This is a genomic window from Rhodococcus sp. SJ-3 (genome assembly GCF_051918125.1).
Lineage (GTDB): Bacteria > Actinomycetota > Actinomycetes > Mycobacteriales > Mycobacteriaceae > Rhodococcus.
This window is the reverse complement of the sequence record NZ_CM123306.1, coordinates 2002559-2022783: the sequence shown is the minus strand read 5'-3', so window position 1 is coordinate 2022783 and position 20225 is coordinate 2002559. Positions and strand designations below refer to the sequence as shown.

Here is a 20225-nt window from a genome sequence, read left to right as displayed (position 1 = left end):
TCCCTTCCGAGGACCGTACGGATTCGTGGCCGATTACCTTGCTGTGGCGAGTTTCGGTGGGTTCGCAGCTTCCGGATCGGGATTCGCGATCGGTAGACCCATGAACCGCCGGGCGTTGTCGCCCATGAAATCCCACGTGCGCCGGCGATCCATACCTTCCGCGTACTTCCAGTAGCCCTTCGGCTCGGGAAGGCCCTCGGGGTGTGGATAGTCGGATCCGAACATGACCTTGTCCCAGCCGACCATGTCGACGACATCGGCGACCGACCCTTCCCAGAACGGACTGACCCAGACGTTGCGCCGGAAGACCTCGAGCGGATCCTCCGGGAAGTTCTGGGGCATCTTCCTGGTGAGATCCTCGAGGTCGTGGAACAGCGGGCGGATCCACGAACTTCCGTTCTCCACGCTGGCGATTCGCAGTTTCGGGAAGCGCGTGAGGGTTCCGTGGCAGATCAGGCTACCGAGCATGTCCGAGATCTCGCGGTGTCCGAGCGCGAGCCACCGGAACGCGCTCATCGCCATGAAATTCTGGGTGTTCGGTGGTTCCCATTTGTTGACGTACTCGTCGAGCGGCGGCTGGCTGGCGTGGAGCGCGATCGGAAGGCCGGCTTGTTCCACCTCGCGCCAGAACGGATCGAACTCGGGCAAGGCGGGTGATCGCCACCCGTGCACGCCTTTCACCGGTGCGGGCTTGATCAGTGCCACCTTTGCGCCGTGCTCGAGGAGATACGCGAGCTCTCGACGCGCACCGTCCACCTCGGCGCAGTTGATCACCGGTGTGGTGAAAACCCGCCTCCTGTAGTCGAATCCCCAGTGCTCGTGCATCCACTGATTCAACGCGTGGACGATCGCAAGTGTCAGTTGCGGGTCGTCGGCGGACGAGTGTTCGACGAGGCTTGCGAGCGTGGGGAAGACCAGCGATTCGCGTACTCCCTGCCGGTCCATCTCGGCGAGGCGTTCTTCGGGCCCGCGAGTCGCGGGTGGGCAATCGATGGCCGAGCCCTGCATTTCGCGGAGCGTCAGTCCGTCGACGTTCTCGCCGGCGAAGAACTTCTCGTGGGCTCCCGGCGCCGCGACCCGGTCGAATGTGGGATTCGGAATGAAATCTGTGATCCTGCCGTCGATGGCGAGCCGCGTACGACGGCCGATCTGCACGTACTGGACTGCTTCGGCGTATTCGGCGGGGAGAAATCTGGTCAATGCCTCCGACGTCTCGTACATGTGCGTGTCGGCATCGAAGATCGGTGCGTCGTCGGACCCTGCCATGCCAGTTCTCCTTGTTCGTCGCCGGTCGTGGATCAAGACTCGCAGCGCAGTGACTGTTATGTCAACAGTCGGTATTACCGTAACTTAATCTGTTCTGGTCGGAGTGTGTTCGAGCGCGGTGATGGTTCGCGTCCTCGTACAGGCCTGCGACCTTCCGCACTTCCACCTTCCACGCTGCGTTACGTGGTAGCCGATCGACGATCGAGATCGACACGGGGACATGGTGGCTCGGCAGGTGTTCACGGACGAGCGCCTTCAGGTCGTCCGGCGTCGGGGTCGATGCGTCTCGACGCAGCTCGACTGCCGCGAACGGAACCTGACCGAGGAGCCGGTCGTCGACGCCGACAACAGAGGCATCGAGCACCGAAGGATGCGTCACGAGCACCGAACGCACTCGCTCGGGGAGGATCTTGAACCCGCCTCGATTGATGGCGCCGTCGCCTCGCCCGTGGATGTAGACGAACCCATCGGCATCGACCGACGCCAGATCGGTGGTGCCGGTCCACTGCGGACCCATGACCGCGACGCGCGCATGGAGGTATCCGCGTTCGCCGATCGGCACTTCCGCGCCCGTCTCGGTATCCACGATGCGTACGTCGACGCCGGGTAGGGGACGTCCTACGCTCAGCGGTTTCTCGGCGCCGAAGCGGGCATGGTCGTCCGGTGTCCAGGCGCATACCGAGCCGGCGAATTCGGTGGCCCCGTAGCCCCACAGCAATGTGATGCCGTATTTCGCCTCGAATGCTTGGCGTAATTCCGGGTCGAGCGGCCCCGATCCCCCGGGAAGGTACTTCAGTGACGCGAGATCATCCTCAGGTACGTCGGCGTCGAGCAGCATCCGCAGAAGTGCCGGCTGGATGCCGGCGCGCTCGATGCGGAAGTCTCTGATCGCACGCACCCACTCGTCGACGGTGAACTTCTCGAGCAGCACCATTCGCTTGTCGAGGAACGGGGCCGCGAGCAGCTGACACACACCGACACTGCCGAATGGCCAGTAGACGAGCTCGGGCGGGTCGGTGTAGCGCCCAGCCCCGCCCATCGTCATGGTGTGGACCGTATGGCTGAGCACATCGATCGGCAGAGCGAACCGCTTCGGGGGTCCGGTGGTGCCACTCGACAGGATGTGCAGGCCGGGATCGATGTCGGAGCGTTGCGACATGGTCGAGGGTCGCGTCCTGTCCGGCGCCTCCGACAGGACGTTCACCGCCAGCGGTGCCGACGACAACGCCACTGCTGCGCACCCGGATCTGCGTGCGGCCCCGAGGGTGACCTCGGTCCAATCCTGTTCGTCCGCGATCACCACTGCAGGAAGCAGGCTTTCGATGTCGCGGGCGATGGCCTGCTCGGATTGGTACGAGTAGATCATCGCGATATGGCGACCTGCCGCGAGGAGGCCGAGCGTCGCTGCGGCGTGCGGGATCCTGTTCCTGGCTACGAGGCCGATCGGCGCATGTTGCGGGACTCCTGCCTGGTCGAGCGCAGCGCCGACGTCGTCGATGTACGCGGTGATCTCGTCGCCCGAGTACCAACGGCGTACGTATTCGATGAATGCCTTCGAGCCGTAACCGGCGAGGTGGCGGCCGAGTTGATCGGCGAAGGTTCCGAGCTCCGGCTTCGAATCGGACGGTCTCATCTTCACGACGATACAGATGCCGACAGACTTACCGTTGTACTTTCAATATCGGCGCGGGCGTCCTACAGTAATGCCATGATGTCGACAGTGCCGCCAGGGTACGAGGATCTTCTCGAACGGCCGATCATCGGTGTGCTCGGCACGGTCGGTCCCGATGGGTCACCGAGCCTGACGCCGATGCGATTCACCTGGGACGGAGCGCATCTGAGGGTGAGCCACACCATTCCTCGCAAGAAATTCGTGAGCCTGCAGGCGAATCCCAACTACTCGTTCCTCATCACCGACCCTGAAGATCGGGAGCGGTGCCTCGAAGTGCGCGGGTGGCTCGTCACAGTGGAGGGCGACCACGACGGATCGTTCTACGCGTCACTGGGGAGGCGGTACGGCCAGGCCGATCCTCAGCCGCCCGGCGATGTCGACGACCGCGTGGTCATGATCCTCGACGCAACCCGCTTCACCGCGAAATGACCGTGCAGGAGACGCACTCGAACTGAGCGGAAGGGCGTTGGTGCCGGGCTACCGTTCCGCCCCCGCATGAATCGCATCCTGATGGTCCGGCATCCGGAGTGCATGCGCGGCATGGTCGAGGATGCACTCCAGCCCATATTCGAAGTTCCGGTCGTTGGGCTCGCCGCTCTGGAGACCGTTCTCGCTCGCTTCTGCGAGTAGCGGGGTGGTTTCGGCGGAGATCGACAGGATTTCGTAGTATGCCCCGGACGGTTCCTGCGACTGCCGATTCTTGTCCTGTAGTCGCTGGAGCACGACCATGCCGTGGACGTGTAGTTGCACGGAAGAATAGATGTTCACCGCGTCGGCAAGCGTGAAACCGGACTCGACGAGACCGGTGATCACACTTTCGTTGTGCCTGGCGCCGAGCCGGGCGGCATTGGAACTCAGGGACGGCCGGATCAGGACGAGGTCGCACAGGATCGGGCTGTCGAGGAACGTGCGTCGGACCGTGCGCGCGTGAGTGCGCAGGGTGTCGCGCCAGTTCGCTGCCTCCACGACGGGCATGGAACGTGTGGATTCGCGCAGCACGTGATCGGCCATCGCGGTGAGTAGTTCGTCCTTCTTGCGGAAGTACCAGTAGATGCTTGTCACGCCGATGTCGAGGTGGCGCGCGAGCATCGGCATGCTCAGATTGTCGACGGTGACCTCCTCGGCGAGCTCGAATGCGCCCCGGAGGATGTCGTCGGGATTGAGGGACCCTCGCTCGAGCCGTGCCCGCTTCGCCATGATGGATACCGCCTTTGTACGTTCCGTCTGTGATGTGCCGACGCATTCCGCTGTGGATATGCTTACCGTATAGTCTTCGGTATCGATGTGGATTGCAATTGCGGGAAGGATTCCCATGGATCTCGGGCTGGAGGATGCTGCGGCGGTCGTGGTGGGCGGAAGCCGTGGAATGGGTTTCGCGACCGCACGGTGTCTGGCGGAAGAGGGGGCGCGCGTCGCAGTAGTCGGCCGGTCTCGGGAGGATGTGGAAGTCGCCGCGGAGAGCCTGTCCGAGTGTGGAAGTCCCGATCCCGTCGGGCTCGTCGCAAATGTGCGCGACGGGGATGCGGTGTCAGAGCTCTTCGTCGAGCTCGGAGACCGCTGGGGCGGGACGCTCAACGTGCTCGTCAACACGGTGGGACCGAATGCGCAGGGGGCATTCGATATCCTGACCGACGACCAATGGCGCGAGGCCGTCGAAGACGGTGTGCTCTCGATGGTGCGTTGCGTGAGGGCGTCCCTCCCCTTCCTTCGGGCTGCGGAATGGGCGCGCATCGTCAACTTCTCTGCGCAATCCACTCAGCGACAGAGTGTTCCGCTCGTGGCATACACGGCGGCGAAATCGATGTTGACGAGTGCTTCGAAAAACCTGTCGCAACTCCTGGCGCCTGATGAAATCCTGGTGAACGTTGTCTCTCCCGGAACCATCGTGACGCCGTCGCTGATCGAGTGGGCGAGGTCGGTGGGTGTCGAATCCAGCGATCCGTACGCGCTGATGGGCGCCATCGGAACGCATTTCGGGCATCCAGCGCAGATGCCGCGTGCGGGCCTACCCGAGGAAGTGGGCCCGCTGGTGGCATTTCTGGCCTCGCGGCGTAACTCGTACATCACCGGAGCCGACATCAACATCGACGGCGGCTCGGACTTCACCTGACCGTCTATTTGCCCTGACCGTCTATTTACACTGCCACACGGGGGCGCGCTTCTCGACGAAGGCGCGGGGGCCCTCGAGCGCATCCTCGGTACGCGTCACGCGCTCGCGGAACGATTCGGCGAGCATCTCGGCCTCGTGCAGCGGCAGGTCCAGGCCCTTGAGGATGGCCAGCCGAGTTCCCCGAACTGCCAGTGGTGCATTGGAGTTGACGATGTCGGCGATCTCGTGTGCCCGCTCCAGCAGGAGGTCGTGGTCGACGATCTCGGTGATCATGCCCAGGTCGTATGCCCGCTGGGCGGTCATTCGTTCGTGCTTGCCCATCAGCGCCATGCGCAACGCAACGGTTCGGGGGAGAACTCGTGCGGCGCGCACCACCTCGCGTCCCGCGACAAGTCCGATGCTGACGTGAGGGTCGAAGAAGGTGGCCTTCTCTGAGGCGATGACGATGTCGCCGGTGGTGACCCAGTCCATGCCGGCACCGCAACAGATTCCGTTGACGGCGACGATGATCGGCTTGGTCATCGAACGAAACGGAGGCGTGCCTTCCTGCGGTGCTTCCCACTGCTCGTAGGTGGACAGGTACGGTCGCTCGTTGATCACCTTGCCGTCGCCGGGAATCTCCTTGACGTCCGCACCCGTGCAGAATGCCCGACCATTGGCGGTGACGACGAGAGTCCAGATCTTGTCGTCGTTCTCGGCCTCGTCGTACGCCGCACGCAGCTCGGTGATCATCGACGGGCTCAGCGCATTGAGGGCTTCCGGCCGGTCGAGGGTGAGGGTTGCGGTGTGGCCGTCGACGGCGTACTCGATGGTCTCGTACGTCACTGTTTTTCCTTCTGCCACTGTTCTTCCTTCTGCACGGAGGTCGGAGGTCCGGTGATTCACTGCGCGGCCGCGGCGCGGGAGTAGTCGGGATCGCGCTTCTCCGAGAATGCGGCGAAGGCTTCCAGTACGTCGGGGCCCTGAAGGTTCGCGGCCTGTGCGTGTGATTCGCACTCGAGTGCCTCGGTCAACGTCCGGTCGAGACCGCGGTTGAGCAGATCTTTTGTCTGTGCGAGTGCGAGCGGGGGGCCCGAAGAGAGGCGTGTTGCGATGCCGTGGGTGAATTCGTCGAGTGACTCCGGCGCCGACACCCACGTGACGAGACCGAGCGACTGCGCCTCGTCGGCGCCGATCATCTCGGCCAGGAGGGTCAGCCGTTTCGCCTGCTGCAGCCCGACGAGACGCGGGAGCAGCCACGACCCGCCCGTGTCCAGCGACAACGCGCGTCGCGCGAAGATCTGGGAGAACCGCGCATCCGACGCAGCCACCACGAGGTCGCATGCGAGCGTGAGATTCCAGCCCGCTCCGACCGCGACCCCGCGCACCTTCGCGACGGTCGGCACCGGCAGTTCGTGGAGTAGGCGGATGCTGTCGTTGATGGTGTCGATCAGATCGGACGGGTCGGGGAACTCGTCCATACCCGCGGTGTCGGCGATGTCGGCGCCGCTGCAGAACGTGCCGCCTGCCCCGGTGAGCACCACCGCGCGGACCTCGTTGCTCGCGCTCGCTTCGCGGAGACGGTCGCGGAGACGCGCCCACATTTCGGGCGTGATCGCGTTCTTTCGTTCGGGTCGGTTGAGAGTGAGTGTCAGGATGCCGGCGTGCTGTTCGGCGAGCAGCGGTCCGTGAGAGCTCACGGCGTTGTCGGGCATGGTCACCTCGGGATGTCGGAGAGTGGTCAGAGCTGGATGGGTGCGCCGACGGTGAGCGGGGCGACGAACCCGCCGTCGACGTGGATGTCCTGACCGTTCACCCACCGTGCTGCCGGTGACCCGAGGAACGCGATGACCGGCACGATGTCGGTGACGGTGGCGTGGCGGCCGATGGTGGCTTTCACCGAGTCGAGAACTTCCTTGCCCATCGATTCCTCGAAGTCGCCGAGGATGGGAGTTTCGGTGGGCCCCGGGCTCACGGTATTGACCCGGACTCCGTACTTCTGCCACGCGGCGGGGGCGAGACGCTTCGCGTAGATGATCGCCGCCTGCTTCGAGGTGCTGTACACGGGATAGTTCGGATCCTGTTCTGCCTGCCAGCGCTCGGCGCTTTCGCCGTCGGTTGCTTCGAGGAGCCCGGTGAGTTCGTTCAGGCGGTCCTGCCAGCCGAGTGCCGCGACCGACGCGACGGTGACGACGGCTCCGCCTTCGCGGAGCAGTGGCAGCATGCCTTCGACGAACAGCCGCATACCGAGATAGTTGACCTTCAGTACGTCGGCAGCGGGCGCGGTTCCGGGGACCCCGGCCACATAGGCGAGCAGATCCCAGTCGGCTCCGATCGAGCCGAGGAGTTTGGCGATCTGCTTCGCATCGCGCAGGTCGCACTGCGCATGCTCCGACGCCTGTGCGTCATCCGGACGAAGATCGACTGCGAGTACGTGATCACCCTGCTCGTGAAAGTGGGCGGCGGTCGCAGCGCCGATCCCGGACCCCGCACCGACGACGACAATCCTGCGCTGATCAGTTGGCATATGGCTCCGAACCTTTCCCGGAAATGAACTCGACGAAAGCTATATAGAATGCTTGACAGTAAGGCACACTATAAATCACTCTGGGGCGGGAAGACCAGGGTTCGGGCCTGCGGCGCCGGATGAGGAACGCCGCCACAATGCGCGGGAACGGAGTGTCGTTCGTGAACCAGCGAATCGTCGGGGATGGGACAGTCGGGGATGGGACAGGGGTCTTGGCGACCCCCACCGCGTACAAGGATGAAGAGCGCCTCCACGCGGCATTGGCCCGGACGCGGGCAACCGCACCGGTGACGAGAGTGGAAGTGCCGTCGTACCGGCCCTTCTGGGCAGTCGTCAAGCACGCCGACGTCATGGCCGTCGAACGTGCGCACCAGCTCTTCACCAACTGGCCGCGACCGGTGCTCATGACGGCGGAATCCGACGAGATGCAGGCGGCTGCGGGGGTGCGCACGCTCATTCACATGGACGGTGCGCAACACCGCGTGATGCGTGCCATCGCAACGGACTGGTTCCGCCCGAAGGCCATGAGAGCCATGGAAGTGCGCATCGAAGAACTGGCGAAGCACCACGTCGACCGGATGGCGGCTGCCGGAGGGGAATGCGATTTCGTATCCGAAGTTGCAGTGAACTATCCGCTGTACGTGATCATGTCACTCCTCGGGGTACCCGAATCGGACTTCCCGAAGATGCTGCGCCTGACGCAGGAACTCGTGGGCAGCGACGACGACGAACTCAAACGCAGTGAACCCGCAGACGAAACCATGAACGCCCTGCTGGAGATGTTCGAGTACTTCAGTGCGCTCACCGCATCCCGGCGTGAAAATCCCACCGCCGACATGGCATCCGCGATCGCGAACGCGCGCGTCGATGGCGAGCCGCTCTCGGATATCGAGACCATGTCGTACTACACGATCATCGCGACCGCCGGACACGATACGACGAGCAGCTGCATCTCGGGCGGGCTTCGTGCGTTGATCGATCATCCGGATCAACGGCATGCGTTGAGCAGCGACCTCGATCTGCTGCCGCAGGCCACCGAGGAGATGATCCGATGGGTCACTCCTGTCAAAGCGTTCATGCGCACCGCTGCAGAAGACACCGAGGTCGGCGGGGTGCCCATCGCTGCCGGTGATTCACTACTGCTGTCGTACGCGTCGGCCAACCGCGACGAGGATGTCTTCGAGAATCCGTTCACCTTCGACATCGGGCGCGATCCCAACAACCACGTCGCGTTCGGGTTCGGCGTGCACTTCTGCCTGGGCGCAGGTCTGGCGCGGATGGAGATGAAGAAATTCTTCGCCGAACTGCTTCCGCGTCTGAATTCGGTCGAACTCGCCGGCGAACCGGAACTGACCGCGACGACCTTCGTCGGTGGACTCAAGCACCTGCCGATCCGTTACACGATGGCCACATGACAATGCGAGGACCTCACATGACACATGCGCGGACTTGGGACGACACGCTCGAGGACCTCTCGCGCCGCCGAGCACACTCGCAGGGGATGGGCGGTCCGGAACGTCTGGCCAAACACCGTGCCAAAGGCAAGCTCGATGCTCGGGCTCGGATCGAGCATCTGCTCGACAAGGGCAGCTTCCACGAATTCGGCACCCTCGTCGGAGGTGAGATCCCGTCCGACGCGATCATCACCGGTTCCGGACTCATCCACGGTATGCCCGTGATGGTGGGAGCCGAGGACTTCACCACGGTCGCGGGCACCATCGCACCGGGCAGCAACTCCAAGCGGTACCGGCTCGCGGAACTCGCTGTCCGAAACAAGGTTCCGCTCGTCATGCTCCTCGAAGGAGCAGGGTTCCGTCCCACCGGAGACCACTACGGCCGAACGCCGACGGATCTGCTTGCGCAGGCCCAGTGCTCGGGCAAGGTACCCGTGGTCACCGCGGTCCTCGGTGCCTCCGCGGGGCACGGCGCGCTGATCGCGCCGGTCGCGGACTTCGCTATCATGAGTCGGCAGGGTGCGATCTTCACGGCAGGCCCACCGGTCGTGAAGGTATCCACGGGAGAAGATATCTCGAAGGAAGATCTCGGCGGTCCCGATGTGGCCGTGGCCAGCGGGCTGGTCCACAACGTCGTCGAGACCGACGAAGAGGTCCTCGACGAGATCCGCCGCTACCTGTCGTACTTCCCGCCGAGTGCCTGGTCGTATCCGATCGCCACCGAGCCCGACGAGTTCTCCGAACCCCGCGACACACCCGAACTTCTCGACATCATCTCCCGCGACAATCGCAGCACCTACGACATGAGGGCGGTCCTCGACGCGGTCTTCGACACGAAGGACTGGTTCGAGGTGCAGCCCGACTTCGGGCAGGCCATCATCTGTGCGCTGGCTCATCTGGGAGGCCATCCCGTCGCGGTGGTCGCGAATCAACCGCAGGTGATTGCCGGCTCGATCGACTCCGACGCAGCAGACAAAGCGGCCCACTTCATCTCGGTTGCCGACGCGTTCCATCTACCGCTGGTGTTCCTCGCCGACAATCCGGGGATGTTGCCGGGCAGTGAATCCGAACGCGAAGGTGTGCTTCGTAGCGGCGCACGGATGTTCGTCGCGCAAACCACCGCCACCACAATGAAGATGCATGTGACGCTGAGGAAGGCGTACGGGTTCGGGTCGATGGTCATGTCGCTGATCGGATTCGACGGGCAGACCGCGGCCTACGCGTACCCCGGCGCGACGATGGGTGCCATGAGCGCCGCTGCGCTGAGCGGTGCGTCGAACGCCGACGACGACCTCGATGCGAGCCTGCGCGAGATGGAACTCGAAGCGTCCTACCGCTCAGCCGAACACATGGGTTTCGACGAGCTCATCAGCCCCGAGGAAACCCGCAACGCCCTGCTCACCTCGCTGCAGCGGGGAATCTACGCACGACAGGCAGTAGCGGAACCCGTCAGCCGCTGCGCGATCGTCCCCTGACTCTCGCTGATCCACCGAATTTCGCTGATAGACACTGACACAGGAGAGATGCGTTGACCGAATGGACTCTCGGCGAGGTGTTCGATGCCGTCGCAGATGCAGTACCCGATCGAATCATGACCGTCTGCGGAGACCGCAGGAACACTTTCGGTGAGACTGCGCTACGCACACGACGTTTTGCGAATTTCCTCGCCGATCGTGGATTCGGGGCCCACACACCCAGGGACGGGCTCGAGCGATGGGAGTGCGGCCAGGATCGCATCGCCATGCTCATGTACAACGACCTGTACCCCGATGTGCTGATCGGATGCCTCAAAGCGCGGGTGGTGCCCGTCAACATCAACCCGCGCTACACATCCCAGGAAATTCGCAGCCTTCTCGAATACATCGCCCCGCGAGGAATCGTCTATCACCGGTCGTTCGGCCCCGCGGTCGCCGAGGCGCTCGACGGCAGCGCAGAACTGACGGCCGGCGTGGAATTGCGGGTGTCCGTGGACGACGGCACCGACACTCCCGAGCTGGACGGCGCAGTGTCGTTCGACGAGGCCGTCGCACAAGGTGATCCGGCACGAGTGATCGCGGGGTCGCCCGACGACCTGATGATGATGTGCACGGGCGGGACGACGGGCCGGCCGAAGGCAGTGCTGTGGCGGCAGGGCGACGCATACGTGTCGTCGATGAACGGCTCCGACCACGAGACCGACGAACCGATACGGGCGCTCACCGCGTTGACGGGGCAGAGTTGGTTCGCAGTGTCGCCGCTGTCGCACGCGGCCGGTACCTGGACCGCATTCTCAGGACTGCTCGCAGGTCAGACCATTGTGCTCTACGACGATCGGAACACGTTCGACGCACGGCGTGCCCTGGAAATCGTCGAGAAAGAGAACGTTCTGTTGATGACCATCGTCGGCGACGCGTACGCCGGACCACTCGTCGACGAAATGCGCAAGCGCAGAAACAACTTCGACTCTTTGATGGTCATCGCTAGCGGTGGAGCCGCAACGAATGCCGTCCACCGGAAGGCATTCCTCGAATTGCTCCCGCACGCGACGATCGTGGAAGGATACGGATCGACCGAGACCGGTGGCATGGGGTTCGGGCGGAGCAATCGCGGCGCCGAGGTCGACACATTCGCCCCGATGCCCGGGGGATACGCGGTGTCACACGATCGCACCCGAATGCTGAAACCGGGCGACGACGAGATCGGATGGGCTGCACGCGCAGGCCGCGTCCCCCTCGGATACTTCCGCGACCGGCACGCCACCGAGCACACCTTCCCCGTGGTCGACGGTCAGCGGATGGCGATACCGGGCGACCGCGTGAGGCTCGCGGACGACGGATCGCTCCGCCTGCTCGGCAGGGACTCTCTCGTGATCAATACCGGCGGCGAGAAGGTCTTCGTCGAAGAGGTCGAGGAAGTGCTGCGCGCGCATCCGGCAGTGATCGACGCCCTGGTTGTCGGTCGCGCCAGCGAGCGGTGGGGGCAGGAGATCGTCGCCCTGGTACAGGCGGTGGACGAAGCGCAGTGCCCTACGGAGGACTTGAAGAGGGTATGCGGAGAATCGCTGGCGAGGTACAAGACCCCGAAGCAATTCATGTTCGTCCCTGCGATACGCCGCCTCGGCAACGGCAAGCCGGACTACCGTTGGGCTGCACAGCAAGTACAAGGCCGAGGAGCTGTGCTTTCGTGAGCGCACCGACCGCGCGGCCGGCTCCTGAGATCTCTCCGGAGACGGAGTTCTTCTGGACATCCGGTGCAGACGGCAGCTTGCGGATCCAGGAATGCCGGGATTGCGCCGCACTGATCCATCCACCGCGCCCCGCATGCCGGTACTGCCACAGCAGAGACATGGGTGTGCGTATCGTCTCGGGTTTCGCGACGCTCGTCGGCTTCACCGTCAACCATCGGTTCGCGCCGCCGGGAATGCCCCCGCCGTACATCGTCGCTCAGGTGATGCTCGAAGACGATCCACAGGTGCGTCTGACGACCAACGCGGTCGAATGTACCGCCGACGCCCTTTCACTCGGTATGCGGATGGAAGTGGTCTTCGAGAAGGCAGAAGACGTGTGGCTCCCACTGTTCCGTCCGACGGATCCCGTGGCCGTGACAGCGCTGCCGGAGGAACCGGACGCCGCTGCGATCCGCCGCAGCGTGCGGCCGATGGCGCGTACCGACAAATTCGAGGACGCAGTTGCGCTCACCGGAATCGGGATGTCGCGTCTCGGTCGGCGCCTCATGGCAGATCCTTTGTCGCTGACCGTCGATGCCTGCCGCGCAGCGATCGACGACGCGGGCCTCACTGCCGACGACATCGACGGACTGTCCACCTATCCGGGTGCTGGGTCGCTCGGTCCGTTCACCGAAGGCGGGGTCACCGCGGTTGAGTCGACCCTCGGGCTGAAACCTACGTGGCACAACGGAGCAATCGAAACATTCGGGCCCGGAGGCTCGGTGATCGCGGCGATGCTTGCCGTCGCATCCGGTCTCGCCCGACACGTGTTGTGCTTCCGCACGGTATGGGAATCGACCTACGGCGAACTCGTCCGCACGGGCCGCACTGCACCGGCGGCCGGATTGTCGGACGAATGGTTCGCGCCGTTCGGTGCCGTGTCGGCCGCGCACCTGCTTGCGCAGACCGCGCAACGGCACTTCCACCGCTACGGGACCGATCGCGAAACGCTCGGCTGGATTGCGCTCAACCAGCGCGCGAATGCGGCCAGAACCGCCGAGGCGATCTACCGTGAGCCACTCACGATGGACGACTATCTCGATGCCCGTCCGATCACCACACCGTTCGGTCTCTACGACTGCGACGTGCCGTGCGACGGCGCGGTGGCGGTCATCGTCTCGGCCCGCGACACCGCGCGCGACCTCGCCCAACCACCGGTTTTCGTCGAAGCGGTCGGTACACAGATACTCGAGCGCCTCGACTGGGACCAGAGCACCCTCACCCACGAACCACAGGTTCTCGGCCAGGCCGCGCACATGTGGAGTCGCACCACACTGCGTCCCGACGACGTCGACGTCGCGGAACTCTACGACGGATTCACCTTCAACTGCCTGTCGTGGATCGAGGCATTGGGATTCTGCGACATCGGGGGAGCCAGAGACTTCCTGAACAGGGGAACGAACATCGCGCTCGACGGAAGGTTGCCATTGAACACCCACGGAGGTCAGCTCTCGCACGGACGAACCCACGGAATGGGGCTCGTGCACGAGGCGATCACACAGATGCGGGGGCACGGGGGCGCACGGCAGGTCGCCGATGCACGTGTCGCGGTGGTGAGCAGCGGAGGGCTGACGCCCAGCGGTGTCATGTTGCTGAGGGCAGACCGGTGAATGCCGCAGGTGTCGGAGAGCTCGACGAGACCGTGATCGCCCGGACAGTCGATGTGGACGGAACCCGGATCTCGGCTCTGTGCTCGTACGTCGAGCGTCCGCGCGCAGTGATCGTCGCCTTGCATGGAGGCGCCACGACCTCCCGGTATTTCGATCTTGACGGCCACCCCGAATTGTCCCTGCTCCGAACCGCAGCGACACTCGGCCACACCGTCCTCGCGATCGACCGCCCGGGCTACGCAGACTCGTTCGAATGCCAGGAACGGTTCGACGATCCCGACAGCCGCGTCGACGCCGCTTACGGTGCTGTGGACAAGCTGCTCGAGAATTGTTCACGCGGAGCCGGAGTCTTCCTTCTTGCTCACTCGGCGGGCTGCGACCTCGGTCTCCGGATGGCCGCGGACCCGCGGGGTGCGTCGTTGCTCGGTGTCGAACTCGCGGGGACGGGTACACGTAAGCAACGCGAGGCGCTCGAGATCATCAAGCGGATGCGGACGACGCGCAACCGGGGAGCTATCCGGGATCTGCTGTGGTACCCGGAGGAGCTGTATCCGCCGGAGGTCCGTGGCGGACGCAGTCTCACGTGCATCACTCCGCGCTACGAGACGGTGGTGGCGGCCGAATGGCCCCGCGATTTCATGCGCCTCGCTCCGAAGGTCCGAATTCCGGTGCGGCTCACCTACGCCGAGTACGAACGAGTGTGGGACACCGACGACGCGGTGCGCGAGAAGATCAGGGCGGCATTCGTCGCGACCCCGAGGTTCGTCGAATATCGGCAGACCGACAGTGGACACAACATGAGTGTGGGGTTTGCGGCGACCGAGTATCACCGTGGCGTGGTGTCGTTCGTCGACGAGTGCGCAGCACGCGGCTGACACCCGTCACCAAGGTGTCGGTGTGTCCTGCCGTCGGCGGACGTGAGTCCGATCGATCCGGCGGGTGAGTTCGACGCCCAGCTCGTCGTTGGTGGCGGGCATCACTCGCACGTCCGCACCCGGCACGAACATGTAGCGTCCGTCGTCGACGACGTCGAACCAGCCGATGTCCGATTCGGTCGTGAAGCGGCCGTGAGCATTCGGAGCGAGGATCCGGATACTGCCCGCACCGGAACGGTCGCGGAGAAGGAGGCGACGCAGTGCCCGCGGCTCATTCTCGCCGATCTGCTCTCTCACAGCTGTGGTGCCGCCGGGTTCGGAGAGTTCGCGCATGGACACGGTCCGCGTCTGCTCACGTCCGCGTCGCGCATCCGGAATCTGTGCGACGACGGCGCGCACGAGTGTGTCCGACTGGATCGGGATGATCTGGATGTCCCCGGAGGCGTGCTGGCGTGCGACGACAGCGAATGCGCCCTCGGCTCCACCGCGCACTCGGATGTCTCCGGTGGTTGCATTGCCGTAGACCTCGACGGCGACTTCGCCCGCGTGCAGGATGCGGATCGCGTGCTCGAGTCGCGGATCGGACAGTTCCCGCCGCCATTCGTGCGCGGCGCGCAGATCGGCATCGTGTTCGTCCTCCCACACCGACGTCGATCGGTAGCGCAGCGGAAAGGGGAATTCGTCGCTCCCCGCAGTCGTCCAGAGCGACAGGAAACGGTCGGGCGTAACGACCCAGGTCAAAGCGGATCAACTCCTAGGACGGGCGGGGCGGTGTCGGGAAGCGACCCGATCAGTTCGTTGCCGTGATCGTTGGTGACGAGATAACTCGCGACCCTCTGTTCTTCGTCGTTGCCGCGCTGCTGACCGGCCATCATGCCGGGATACATACCCATCGGGCGCATCGCACCGGACCGGGCAGCGGCTGTTCCCTGCTGGGAGGCGGCAGGCGCTGAGGCGGCGGCCGCACCGACGCCACCGACAGCGCCGGGGCCGAGCGTAGAACCACCTCCACCCCCTCCACCAGTTCCGGTCACGCCGCTACCTCCGCCGCTACTGCCGTAGCCTCCGCTTCCGGGCAGTCCGGAGCCGGTAGCCGAAGAACCATACGGTTGCGCGGTTGTGTTGCCGGGAAGAGCCGACGTCTGGGTCGTCGAGGTCGGTGAGGTGCGAGCAGATTCCGATTGGGGTGCTTCTGACGCCTCGGATCTCTCGGGTTGCTGCTGAGCGTTTCGGGAACTGTCAGTGTCGGAACTGTTGGTGTCGGAACTGTCACTGTCGGAACTGTCGGTCGTATTGTTGCCGTTCACGGTGACCGTGGATCCGGACTGTTGAGCACCCGCGGCCCCGGCCCCGTCGGACGACAACGATGAATTGGTGCCTGCTGCCGAGGGGTTCCCGGCCCCCACCGCGCCCGCGCTTGCGGAGCCGGCGCCGCCGGCGGTGTCCTGGGGCGGAGGTAGAACGGGAACCGCAGATCCGGAATCGCGGTAGTACGGCTTGTAGAGAGATTCCATGATGCGAATCGCCTGCTGCCGTGCAGCCTCCTGCTGACGCTCCCTATCTGCCGCTGCGATGGGGCTGAGCACGTCCATCGGCAACGGGACAGAGGCAGACGGGGGAGCGACCGACGACTTCACTCGTGCACCCACATCCGAAGCGATCGCGAGCTTCTGCGACACCGCGAGCGACGCATCGCTCAACCGCTGCGCAGAGGTGCCGAACAGTTCCGTCGCCGACGATGCGGCTTCCGCAGCGCCCCCTTCCCAATGCTGGGCGATCTTGTCGCGGATCATCGCGGTGGCCATGGAGACCGTGAAGCTGAATACCGTTCCGAGATCCCTCCATTCGTGCGCGAGTGTGGACATCGCGACCGGGCTGATCGTCTGACTGAGTTGATAGATCTCCGCGTGTTCCATGCCGTGGAAATTCTCGAACTGCGCGATGTAATCGGGATCGACGCCGCTGCCGACCCGTCCCGCCAGTTCGTCGTGGCGAGCTTGGCGACGCGCGACCGACTCCGGTGGCACAGTGCCCAGTAACGGAGTGAGGAGTTCGCGGATCGGATTGTCGTTGTCGGACATCGTCACAACTCCTGTTCGATGGAGACGAGCTGACGGACCCAGTCGAACTCTGCCTCGAGAAAGGCTTCGCCACCGGAGGCGAATGCGTCGCGTAACTGGGTGAAGGCAACGATGAACTGGTCGACGCGCTCTTTTGCCGACTCGGGTGTGCCTGCGCCTTTGCGGGCGAAACCGGTGGCGAGCTGCTTGGCGGATTCGAACTCGCCGAATCCCTCGGCTTGACCGAGATACTTTGCGACCTCGGCTGCCCTGTCGAGTTCTGCCAGTACGGTGTCGCAGATGGCGAGGATCTCGTCGATCACGTGTGGTTCGAGGCGGACGAATTCGCTCACTGCGGCCTCTTCCCGGGATTGTTGTCGATGAACGGTTCGAACAATGCGACGGTGTCGGCAAGCCCGCCGCAGCGTTCGTCGCGGGTGAGTGTGCGGGTGTGGTCGGCGTGGTAAAGACGGCTGAAGATGACGATTCCGAAGTCAGTTTGCACCGCGATGGAGCAGGTGTTGTCCGGCTTGGGGTCGTATTCCAGCAGCGCACGACGCCCGTTGACTGTTGTTTCGCTGGCGATGTCGCCGACTTTGGCGAGTTCTTCGTCGATCGTGACGTTCCCGGAGAGGATGCCGAGCCCGTAGGAGCGGATCACGCCGGGGATCGCGACGGGAGCCCGGTATTTGCACCCGATGAAGGTGTAGTGCTCCATCGGGTAATCGGCCGAGTCCTCGGTGCGGGGGTCGTAGCCGGCCTCGGCGAGGACGTCGTCGGGGATGTCGAGGCACGGGTCGAAGGTGATGTCGGGTCGGCCCGACTCGTCGGTGATACGTGGTGCGCGGGTCGTCGGGGTTGTCGTTGTGTCTTCGGCTGCGCCCACCGTGGCCTCGCTTGCGGTGCAGCCGCTGAGCACGACACCCGCGGTGATGAGCGCCGCCCCCACCTTTGCGGCACCGAGAAGACGTGAATACGCCATTGCCAAGGATCCCCCCGATCCGTCCGGTCGGGCAGATATTAACGCAGATCCGGGCACGCGACCGAGCGAGTGTCGTCACTGCGAAACTTTCGCCCGGCCGTCCGGGTTCCCGTTGCCTCACGACCCGTGGCAATCCGGACAACGTGAGGAAAGTGGCGGGGTATTGGGACCTGTATCACAATTGGCTGTCCATCCATCCGGCAGACAATTGGGTGACCACCGATCACGGCACCTTGTGCCCCGACCCTCAGAGGAAGTGCGGCTCGTGAGTACTCCCACCTCTACCGACAGCCCGGAATCCGCCGCCGAGCAGTATCTGGCCACCGCTGTCGCGGACGCGTCCAAGGTCGCCGACATTCCCGATTCGGTGACGCAGCGCCCGATCAAGCGCGTCGCCGTGATCGGCGCGGGCACCATGGGCTCGGGTATCGCCATGGCGTTTGCCAACGGAGGCTTGTCGGTCGCGTTGATCGAGCAGAGCTCCGAGGCGCTGGACCGGGGGATCAACACGGTTCGCAAGAACTACGAGTCGTCGGCGTCCAAGGGCAAGATCACCGCTGAACAGGCACAGGAGCGTGTGGCACTGATCGAACCGCACCTCGACTTCGCGGCGGCCTCCGACGCAGACCTCGTCATCGAAGCCGTCTTCGAGGACATGGGTGTCAAGAAGGAGGTGTTCGGGAAACTCGACGAGCTGTGCAAGGCCGGGGCGATTCTTTCGTCGAACACGTCCCGGCTCGATCTCGACGAGATCGCGCGCAGCACGTCCCGTCCGCAGGACGTGATCGGGTTGCACTTCTTCAGCCCGGCACATGTCATGAAGCTCGTCGAGGTCGTGCGCGGTGATGTCACCGCCGACGATGTTGTCGTGACTTCCATGGCGCTGGCACAGACGATCGGCAAGGTCCCGGTGCTCGCGAAGGTCTGCGAAGGATTCATCGGCAACCGCATGCTCACCCCGTACCGGCGCGAAGCCGACTTCCTGCTCGAGGAAGGCGCGACCCCGCAACAGGTGGACGCAGCGTTGAAGGCATTCGGACTCGCCATGGGACCGTTCGCCATGGCCGACCTGGCCGGCAACGACATCTCGTGGGCCGCGCGCAAGCGACTCGCCCCGACCCGACCGAAGGATCTGCGCTACTCGCGTGTGGCCGATACCCTCTGCGAGGCAGGACGTTTCGGTCAGAAAACGGGATCCGGTTACTACAAGTACGAAGAGGGAAGTCGGACACCGATTCCCGACCCGGCCGTCGAGGAGATCATTCGTAAGTGCGCGGAAGAAGACGGTATCGAACGTCGCACCATCACCGACGAGGAAATCGTCGACCGCTGCATCCTCGCACTGGTCAACGAAGGCGCGGCGTTGCTCGGTGAAGGTATCGCGCAGCGGGCATCCGACATCGACGTCGTCTACACCAACGGTTACGGATTCCCCAAGCACCGCGGTGGCCCGATGCACTACGCCGAGACGGTCGGCCTCGACGTCGTACTGAGCAAGATCCGTGAGTTCGAGAAGGTCCACGGTCGAGTGTGGACACCGGCGTCGACGCTCGTGGACCGCGCCGAAGGTGGGCACTCCACCTGCTCTGCCGGACGCTGACCGAGTCAGCTCGTAGTGCTCGGCGAGAAATTCTGGATTCCGACGACGCCGAGTAACCGAATCTTCTCCGCCGCTTCGGTTCCCGGCGCGGCGGTGAGAACGAGTAACGCCTGCACCCGGTCTTCGGTGAACAGGGCCTGACAATCGACCTCGATCTCGCCGACCTCAGGGTGTACGAGCACCTTGTGGTCGGCGAACCGGCGCGCTACTTCCTGCCGTTCCCACAGCTGCGTGAATTCGGCGCTCTCGCGTCGCAGGGTGCTCACCAGCTCACCGGCTCTCGAATCCCGCCCGAGTATCGCTACGGCCGAGCGAAGGCTCGCGACCAGTGCGCGACCCTGCCGATCGCGGTCGTCTGCGGGATAGATGGTCCGCGCAGTCTCCGGGTGCGCGAACCACCGGTAGATCTCACTGCGGTCCCATCCCCCGCGCGCAGTGGCGTCGCCGTACAGAGCGCGGGCGAGGTCGTTCTGCGCGAGGGTCTCGCCGAGCGGACCGAGTATCAGGGCGGGGGTGTCGTCGAGCCGGTCGAGGACGCGTCGAAGTGCAGGTGCGACGTGATCGGCATCTGTCGCGCGGTCAGGGACGCCGTGCCCCGCGACACGGTAGAGATAGTCGCGTTCATCAGAGGTCAGGCGCAGTGCGCGCGCGACGGACGAGAGGATCTGTGTGCTGGGTTGAGGGCCGCGTTGCTGTTCGAGGCGCGTGTAGTAGTCCGTGGACATGAGTGCGAGTTGCGCGACCTCCTCGCGGCGCAGGCCCGGCGCGCGCCGCCGCAGTCCGGCAGGTAACCCGACGTCGCTCGGCTGCAGTGATTCGCGGTGGGTGCGCAGGAAGTCGGCGAGTGCGGGGCGGTCCATGTGTCTCATCGTCCCGGTCCGCCGC

Annotated in this window: 19 protein-coding genes; 8 read left to right on the top strand and 11 right to left on the bottom strand. The window is 64.5% G+C overall.

What is annotated here, in order from left to right:
• Window positions 1-33: 33 nt before the first annotated feature.
• Both ACTDXD_RS09200 and ACTDXD_RS09195 read right to left on the bottom strand, forming a co-directional pair.
• Window positions 34-1266: an amidohydrolase family protein gene (locus ACTDXD_RS09200; protein WP_440126744.1), complete on the bottom strand. Its 1233-nt coding sequence runs from the start codon at window positions 1264-1266 to the stop codon at window positions 34-36.
• 61 nt (window positions 1267-1327) lie between these two features.
• On the bottom strand, window positions 1328-2899 hold the full coding sequence (locus tag ACTDXD_RS09195) for an ANL family adenylate-forming protein (protein WP_440126743.1): 1572 nt from the start codon (window positions 2897-2899) through the stop codon (window positions 1328-1330).
• Between the two features lie 75 nt (window positions 2900-2974).
• On the opposite strand from ACTDXD_RS09195, the gene ACTDXD_RS09190 reads away from it, so the two are divergent.
• Entirely contained in the window at window positions 2975-3367 is a 393-nt protein-coding gene (locus ACTDXD_RS09190; protein WP_440126742.1) for a pyridoxamine 5'-phosphate oxidase family protein, read from the top strand.
• 48 nt (window positions 3368-3415) lie between these two features.
• Here the strand turns inward: ACTDXD_RS09190 and ACTDXD_RS09185 are convergent, their stop codons facing one another.
• Window positions 3416-4135, bottom strand: a complete 720-nt coding sequence (locus ACTDXD_RS09185) for a TetR/AcrR family transcriptional regulator (protein WP_440126741.1) — start codon at window positions 4133-4135, stop codon at window positions 3416-3418.
• A 115-nt stretch (window positions 4136-4250) separates the two neighbouring features.
• Here ACTDXD_RS09185 and ACTDXD_RS09180 point away from each other — a divergent pair, with 115 nt between their 5' ends.
• Window positions 4251-5048: an SDR family NAD(P)-dependent oxidoreductase gene (locus ACTDXD_RS09180; protein ID WP_440126740.1), complete on the top strand. Its 798-nt coding sequence runs from the start codon at window positions 4251-4253 to the stop codon at window positions 5046-5048.
• Between the two features lie 21 nt (window positions 5049-5069).
• Here ACTDXD_RS09180 and ACTDXD_RS09175 read toward each other — a convergent pair whose 3' ends face one another.
• From ACTDXD_RS09175 to ACTDXD_RS09165, 3 genes are read right to left on the bottom strand one after another with little or no spacing between them, the layout of a single operon-like run.
• A complete protein-coding gene (locus ACTDXD_RS09175; protein ID WP_440126739.1) occupies window positions 5070-5873 on the bottom strand; it encodes an enoyl-CoA hydratase/isomerase family protein in 804 nt (267 codons plus the stop codon).
• Between the two features lie 56 nt (window positions 5874-5929).
• Window positions 5930-6742 (bottom strand): enoyl-CoA hydratase/isomerase family protein, encoded by an 813-nt coding sequence (locus ACTDXD_RS09170; protein WP_440126738.1) that lies wholly within the window; start codon window positions 6740-6742, stop codon window positions 5930-5932.
• Between the two features lie 26 nt (window positions 6743-6768).
• Entirely contained in the window at window positions 6769-7554 is a 786-nt protein-coding gene (locus ACTDXD_RS09165; protein WP_440126737.1) for a coniferyl-alcohol dehydrogenase, read from the bottom strand.
• Window positions 7555-7691: 137 nt separating this feature from the next.
• Between ACTDXD_RS09165 and ACTDXD_RS09160 the strand changes: the two genes are divergently transcribed.
• Genes ACTDXD_RS09160 through ACTDXD_RS09140 form a run of 5 tightly spaced genes read left to right on the top strand, consistent with a single transcriptional unit; the run spans window position 7692 to window position 14698 of the window.
• Window positions 7692-8969 carry a cytochrome P450 gene (locus ACTDXD_RS09160; RefSeq protein ID WP_440126736.1) on the top strand — a complete coding sequence of 426 codons (1278 nt, stop codon included), beginning with the start codon at window positions 7692-7694 and terminating at the stop codon, window positions 8967-8969.
• Window positions 8970-8986: 17 nt separating this feature from the next.
• Window positions 8987-10483 carry an acyl-CoA carboxylase subunit beta gene (locus tag ACTDXD_RS09155; RefSeq protein ID WP_440126735.1) on the top strand — a complete coding sequence of 499 codons (1497 nt, stop codon included), beginning with the start codon at window positions 8987-8989 and terminating at the stop codon, window positions 10481-10483.
• Window positions 10484-10536: 53 nt separating this feature from the next.
• Window positions 10537-12174: an AMP-binding protein gene (locus tag ACTDXD_RS09150; protein ID WP_440126734.1), complete on the top strand. Its 1638-nt coding sequence runs from the start codon at window positions 10537-10539 to the stop codon at window positions 12172-12174.
• Window positions 12171-13823: a thiolase C-terminal domain-containing protein gene (locus ACTDXD_RS09145; protein WP_440126733.1), complete on the top strand. Its 1653-nt coding sequence runs from the start codon at window positions 12171-12173 to the stop codon at window positions 13821-13823. Before ACTDXD_RS09150 ends, ACTDXD_RS09145 begins: the two co-directional genes overlap by 4 nt.
• Window positions 13820-14698, top strand: coding sequence for an alpha/beta hydrolase (locus ACTDXD_RS09140; RefSeq protein WP_440126732.1), 879 nt, complete (start codon window positions 13820-13822; stop codon window positions 14696-14698). The genes ACTDXD_RS09145 and ACTDXD_RS09140 overlap by 4 nt, the downstream gene beginning before the upstream one ends.
• Before the next feature lie 6 nt (window positions 14699-14704).
• Here the strand turns inward: ACTDXD_RS09140 and ACTDXD_RS09135 are convergent, their stop codons facing one another.
• The 4 genes from ACTDXD_RS09135 to ACTDXD_RS09120 are packed head-to-tail and all read right to left on the bottom strand — an operon-like array spanning window position 14705 to window position 17740.
• On the bottom strand, window positions 14705-15439 hold the full coding sequence (locus ACTDXD_RS09135) for an ESX secretion-associated protein EspG (protein WP_440126731.1): 735 nt from the start codon (window positions 15437-15439) through the stop codon (window positions 14705-14707).
• Window positions 15436-16779, bottom strand: a complete 1344-nt coding sequence (locus ACTDXD_RS09130) for a PPE domain-containing protein (RefSeq protein ID WP_440126730.1) — start codon at window positions 16777-16779, stop codon at window positions 15436-15438. The genes ACTDXD_RS09135 and ACTDXD_RS09130 overlap by 4 nt, the downstream gene beginning before the upstream one ends.
• 2 nt (window positions 16780-16781) lie before the next feature.
• A complete protein-coding gene (locus ACTDXD_RS09125; RefSeq protein WP_440126729.1) occupies window positions 16782-17111 on the bottom strand; it encodes a hypothetical protein in 330 nt (109 codons plus the stop codon).
• Window positions 17108-17740: a DUF3558 domain-containing protein gene (locus tag ACTDXD_RS09120; RefSeq protein ID WP_440126728.1), complete on the bottom strand. Its 633-nt coding sequence runs from the start codon at window positions 17738-17740 to the stop codon at window positions 17108-17110. Before ACTDXD_RS09120 ends, ACTDXD_RS09125 begins: the two co-directional genes overlap by 4 nt.
• Window positions 17741-18005: 265 nt before the next feature.
• Between ACTDXD_RS09120 and ACTDXD_RS09115 the strand changes: the two genes are divergently transcribed.
• Complete coding sequence (locus tag ACTDXD_RS09115) at window positions 18006-19340, top strand: 3-hydroxyacyl-CoA dehydrogenase NAD-binding domain-containing protein (protein WP_440126727.1); 1335 nt, start codon at window positions 18006-18008, stop codon at window positions 19338-19340.
• A 5-nt stretch (window positions 19341-19345) separates the two neighbouring features.
• Here ACTDXD_RS09115 and ACTDXD_RS09110 read toward each other — a convergent pair whose 3' ends face one another.
• Window positions 19346-20200, bottom strand: coding sequence for a helix-turn-helix transcriptional regulator (locus ACTDXD_RS09110; RefSeq protein ID WP_440126726.1), 855 nt, complete (start codon window positions 20198-20200; stop codon window positions 19346-19348).
• Between the last annotated feature and the right edge of the window lie 25 nt (window positions 20201-20225).